Source organism: Streptomyces griseorubiginosus (assembly GCF_017614965.1).
GTDB classification, from domain to species: Bacteria; Actinomycetota; Actinomycetes; order Streptomycetales; family Streptomycetaceae; genus Streptomyces; species Streptomyces griseorubiginosus_B.
On record NZ_WVUG01000475.1, the window covers coordinates 1 to 4,535 of the forward strand.

Annotated in this window: 5 protein-coding genes; 1 reads left to right on the top strand and 4 read right to left on the bottom strand. The window is 72.2% G+C overall.

Going from position 1 to position 4,535, the window contains the following annotated elements; all coding sequences use genetic code 11:
- Both GRC12_RS42130 and GRC12_RS42135 read right to left on the bottom strand, forming a co-directional pair.
- On the bottom strand, window positions 1-974 hold a 974-nt coding region (locus tag GRC12_RS42130; protein ID WP_368861637.1), incomplete at its 3' end, for an RNA polymerase sigma factor.
- A 390-nt stretch (window positions 975-1,364) separates the two neighbouring features.
- Window positions 1,365-2,270, bottom strand: coding sequence for a helix-turn-helix domain-containing protein (locus tag GRC12_RS42135; protein ID WP_208785733.1), 906 nt, complete (start codon window positions 2,268-2,270; stop codon window positions 1,365-1,367).
- Between the two features lie 63 nt (window positions 2,271-2,333).
- On the opposite strand from GRC12_RS42135, the gene GRC12_RS42140 reads away from it, so the two are divergent.
- Window positions 2,334-3,152: a phytanoyl-CoA dioxygenase family protein gene (locus tag GRC12_RS42140; RefSeq protein ID WP_208785734.1), complete on the top strand. Its 819-nt coding sequence runs from the start codon at window positions 2,334-2,336 to the stop codon at window positions 3,150-3,152.
- Window positions 3,153-3,181: 29 nt separating this feature from the next.
- On the opposite strand, the gene GRC12_RS42145 is transcribed toward GRC12_RS42140, so the two are convergent.
- Window positions 3,182-4,153, bottom strand: a complete 972-nt coding sequence (locus GRC12_RS42145) for an aldo/keto reductase (protein WP_208785735.1) — start codon at window positions 4,151-4,153, stop codon at window positions 3,182-3,184.
- A 71-nt stretch (window positions 4,154-4,224) separates the two neighbouring features.
- On the bottom strand, window positions 4,225-4,535 hold a 311-nt coding region (locus GRC12_RS42150), incomplete at its 5' end, for a flavoprotein (RefSeq protein ID WP_280117598.1).

The window sequence follows — 4,535 nt, forward strand, 5'->3', positions numbered from 1 at the left end:
GCCGGGGATGCCTCGCGCGTCCGCATGAACGGCGTGCCCGGTGTCGTGAAGGGTTCGCCCGCCATGGTGAACGACTCGCCCACGATCCCCTGGGGTTTGGGCGGCCGGGCCTCGGCGGGCGGCGGGGTGCCGTCCCGCAGGGGGCCCGCGATCCGGGACTGCACATAGGCCTGGGCGCCCCAGCCCAGGACCGCCTCGGCCAGCGCCAGGCCGAGGCCGTGGTTGAACTGGGCCAGCTGCTCCGCGGTGTGCCGGCAGTGCGTGCAGCGCGCGAGGTGCTCGGCGAGGTCGGGGTCGACGTCGATGCCGCCGCGCCGGTAGGTGACGTCCAGCATCCGCAGGTAGCGGCGGCACTCCTGCTCGGGCGCGAGTTCGCGGTGGACCTGGAGGCACTCCTCGCGCAGCCGGTCGCGGGCCCGCCCCAGCTCGACGCGCGCGTCCTCCACCTCCAGACCGAGCAGCCCGCCGGGTATCTCCAGCGGTTCCGCCTCCACCTCCACGTGCCACAGCACGCAGCGGAGCGACTGGGGCAGCCGCTGGAACGCCCCCGACAGCAGGCGCCGTTCGGCCGAGGGCAGCAGATGGGCGACGACACGGTCGCCGCCCTCGGCCGCGGAGCGCAGTTCGGGGTGGAGGTGTTCGCGGCGGTGGTCGTTGTCCCACTCGGCCGCGATCCGGCGCACGGTGACGAGGAGTTGGGGCCGCCAGGCGGAGGTGGGGCCGTTCTGCCGCAGGGTCTCGCCGAAGAGGCGGGTGAACGCCGCGGTGGTCAGCATGCCCGCGGCGGGAGCACCGTCGGTGCACAGCCGCGCGTAGGCGAACCCGGCCTCCCAGTGCCGGTCGAGAAGCTCACCGACGGGCTGCAGCGCGGGCGTCGTTCCCGTCCACTTCTTGAGTTCGGCACTCAGTTGCTCGTCCGTCACCTCGAACCGACGGGCAGATGTGGGGGAATTCGACAGGCCGACGTCTTTCACGGCTGCATTCCTCTCGGGGCATGCGCATAAAGTCCATACCAATTGGCATGGGGACCCGTCGGCAAGGCGACGAGTCCACTCGTACGGGTTCGGCATCTCGAACGTCCGCCGGGGACAGCTCTTTTGAAGCTCGGGAACGAACGGGAGTGGCCTCGCGCGCACAGTGAAAACGTGCATTTTCTGTGCGCCGACGACGCACACCTTTTCACAGGTCAGCGAACCGGAACAAGGGATCTCGCGGTTTTGTGCATTGCGCGCGGGGCGCCGGACTTTGACGAATCGTCAATCCGCGGGAGGAAATTTCCCGCCGCCGCGCCGGGACGCCGGACGAAAACCATTGAGGGACCTCGCCCACCAGACGCGCTGCCGGTCGCGCCGGCGTACGCCGGTTCACTCCCCAACCATTGAGCCGCCCGCCCGGTACGCGCCGGGCGGTACCCCGTAGCGGGCGCGGAAGACGCGGTTGAAGTGGAACGGGCTCGCGAACCCCGAAACCGCGGCCACCCGCTCGACCGGAAGGTCGCTGCCCTCCAGCAGCCGGGCGGCGTGCCGCAGCCGTGCCTCGCGCAGCGCGCGCATCGGGGACTGGCCGAGTTGCTCGGTGAACAGATGCGCGAGGCGGGAGGGCGAGAGGGAGACGCTCGCGGCGAGCGAGCGGACGGTGTGCGGGGCGGCCGGGTCGGCGGCGATCAGCGCCTCGGCCCGGCGTACCCGGGTGTCGACACCGGCGGCGGGCGGCGCCGGGCGCGCGCCGGCGGCCGTGAGCAGGACGACCTCCTCCAGCGCCGTCAGGGCGAGTTCCCGGGCGGCGGTGCCGTGCGCCACGGCGACCCGGTCGTCGTCCGGCGCGGCGGCGGGCGGAGCCTCGGTTCCCGTCCAGCGGGCGTCGGCGAGCATCCGGCGGAACGCCGCCTCGACGCGGCCGTGCAGTGCCGCCGGGGTCGGCGTGACGGCGTACAGCCCGTCCCCGGTGCCGTACGGACGCAGCCACGGCGTCCAGGAGGGCCGTGCCTGGCAGTGCGCCCACCAGAACCGCCAGCCGGGGGCGCCCGGTTCGACGCCGTACTGGTGCCCGACGCCCGGGGCGAGCACCACCAGGTCCCCGGCGCGCGCGCCCGCCTCCGCGTCGCCCTGGCGCAGCCGGCCCCTACCGCCGGTCGTCCAGGTGAACAGCCAACTCCGCGCGCCGCGGGGGCGGTTGATGGCGTAGCCCGGGCCTTCGTCGTAGTGGCCGATCACGACCAGACCGGGCGGCGGCGCAGCAGTCCCGGGCAAGTGGTCAGCGTTCACGGGCATCCTCCTGGTGAGGGCCGCAGCCTAACGTGACCAGTGGGAGGAACCCGACCGAGGAGGGGACTGATGACAGTCACGGACAAGGACGCGTCCGGCGCGGAGATCCTGACCCAGGACGGACTGCGGCGGTTCGCGGAGGACGGCTTCACGGTGGTGCGCGGGCTGTTCGGGTACGACGAGATCGAGCGGCTGCGTGAGCGGTTCGCGGCGCTGCACGCGGGCGGGCGGGTGCCGGGACACTTCGAGCCCCGGGAGTCGGAGGATCCGCTCGCCGCGTACCCGAGGGTGATGCACCCGCACGAGATCGACGACCTCGCGCGGAGCGTGCTGCTCGACGCGCGGCTGCGGACGGTACTCGAGGCCCTGCTGGGCGAGGAGGTGCTGGCCGCGCAGAGCATGTTCTACTTCAAGCCGCCGGGCGCCCGGGGGCAGGCGCTGCACCAGGACAACTTCTATCTGCGGGTGGAGCCCGGCACCTGTGTGGCGGCGTGGGTGGCCTGCGACCTGATCGACCGGGACAACGGCGGCCTCGAGGTGGTACCCGGCACTCACCTCATGGACCTGTTCTGTCCGGAGGAGGCGGACCGCGAGGTGTCGTTCGCCCGGGAGTACGTCCCTCCGCCGCCGGGTCTCGCGGCCGTGCCGGTCGACATGGCGCCGGGGGATGTCCTGTTCTTCAACGGCAGCCTGGTGCACGGCTCCCGGCCCAACCGCACGGCCGACCGGTTCCGCCGCTCGTTCATCGGCCACTACGTGGGCCGCTCGGCCGAACGCATCGGGGTCTACTACCGCACGCTGACCATGAGCGGCGAGCCCGTGCGGCTCGCCGAGAGCGAGGGAGCGGGCCCCTGCGGCACGGAGTTCGCGCCTCAGGGGCCCCACTAGGCGAATCCCAGGGGCCGGATCCGCACCGGTCAGCTGTGCCCGACGATCGGGTGCGGGGTGTAGGGCTGCTGGAGTTCCTCGATCTCCTTGTCGCTGAGTTCGAGGTCGACCGCGGCCACCGCGTCCTCGATGTGGTGCGGCTTGGCGGCGCCGACGATCGGGGCCGCCACCGTGTCCTGGTGCAGCAGCCAGGCCAGGGCGACCTGGGCACGCGGGACGCCCCGGTCGTCCGCGATGCGGGTCACGGCCTCGACGACGGTGCGGTCGCTGTCCGGGTACAGACGGCTGCCGAAGTTGTCGCCCGCGCTGCGCTCGGTGACCGTGCCCCAGTCCCGGGTGAGCCGGCCACGGGCCAGCGGGCTCCAGGGCAGCACGCCGACGCCCTGGTCGGCGCAGAGCGGCAGCATCTCGCGCTCCTCCTCGCGGTAGAGGAGGTTGTAGTGGTTCTGCATGGTCACGAATTTCGTCCAGCCGTGCCGCTCGGCGACGTACTGCATCTTGGAGAACTGCCAGGCGAACATCGAACTGGCCCCGATGTAGCGGACCTTGCCCGCCTTGACCACGTCGTGCAGGGCCTCCATGGTCTCCTCGACCGGGGTGTGCGGGTCGAAGCGGTGGATCTGGTACAGGTCGACGTAGTCGGTGCCGAGCCGGCTGAGGCTGTGGTCGAGCTCGCTCAGGATCGCCTTGCGGGACAGGCCGGCGCCGTTGGGGCCGGGCCGGGTCCGGCCGTGCACCTTCGTGGCGAGCACGATCTCGTCGCGGTTCGCGAAGTCGCGCAGCGCCTTGCCGACGATCTCCTCGCTGGTGCCGTCCGAGTAGACGTTGGCCGTGTCGAAGAAGTTGATCCCGGCTTCGAGCGCCTGCCGGATCAACGGCCGGGACGCCTCCTCGTCGAGCGTCCACTCGTGCGTGCCTCGGTCGGGCAGTCCGTAGGTCATGCAGCCCAGACAGATCCTCGAGACGTCCATGCCCGTCGAACCGAGCTTCACGTACTGCATCGTTGCCGCTCCTGCCTTCGGTATGGGGGTACCCGAAGGGAGCGTACGTCCTCGTGCCGGAGGGCTGAACGTCACCGCCGCCCGAGCAGGTCCAGCGCCGTCTCCCAGCCGAACTCCGGCCGCGCGCCGTCCTCTCCCGCCTCGCCGGAGTACGGCTCGCCGAACCGGACGCCCATGCCGCGCAGCCGGGCCAGGCTGTCCCGGTAGGCGGGGCGGACGGCCAGGGAGTCGGCCACGCACGGGAGGACGGCGACCGGGACGCCGAGGCCGTAGGACTCGCAGAGGGTGGCCACGGCGAGGGTGTCGGCGAGGCCGGCCGCCCACTTGTTGACGGTGTTGAAGGTGGCCGGGGCGACGACGACCGCGTCCGGGGGCGGAAAGG

Coding starts and splice junctions, on each gene's coding strand:
- GRC12_RS42135 (WP_208785733.1), bottom strand. CDS start 2,270: ATGCCCGTGAACGCTGACCACTTGCCCGGGACTGCTGCGCCGCCGCCC.
- GRC12_RS42140 (WP_208785734.1), top strand. CDS start 2,334: ATGACAGTCACGGACAAGGACGCGTCCGGCGCGGAGATCCTGACCCAG.
- GRC12_RS42145 (WP_208785735.1), bottom strand. CDS start 4,153: ATGCAGTACGTGAAGCTCGGTTCGACGGGCATGGACGTCTCGAGGATC.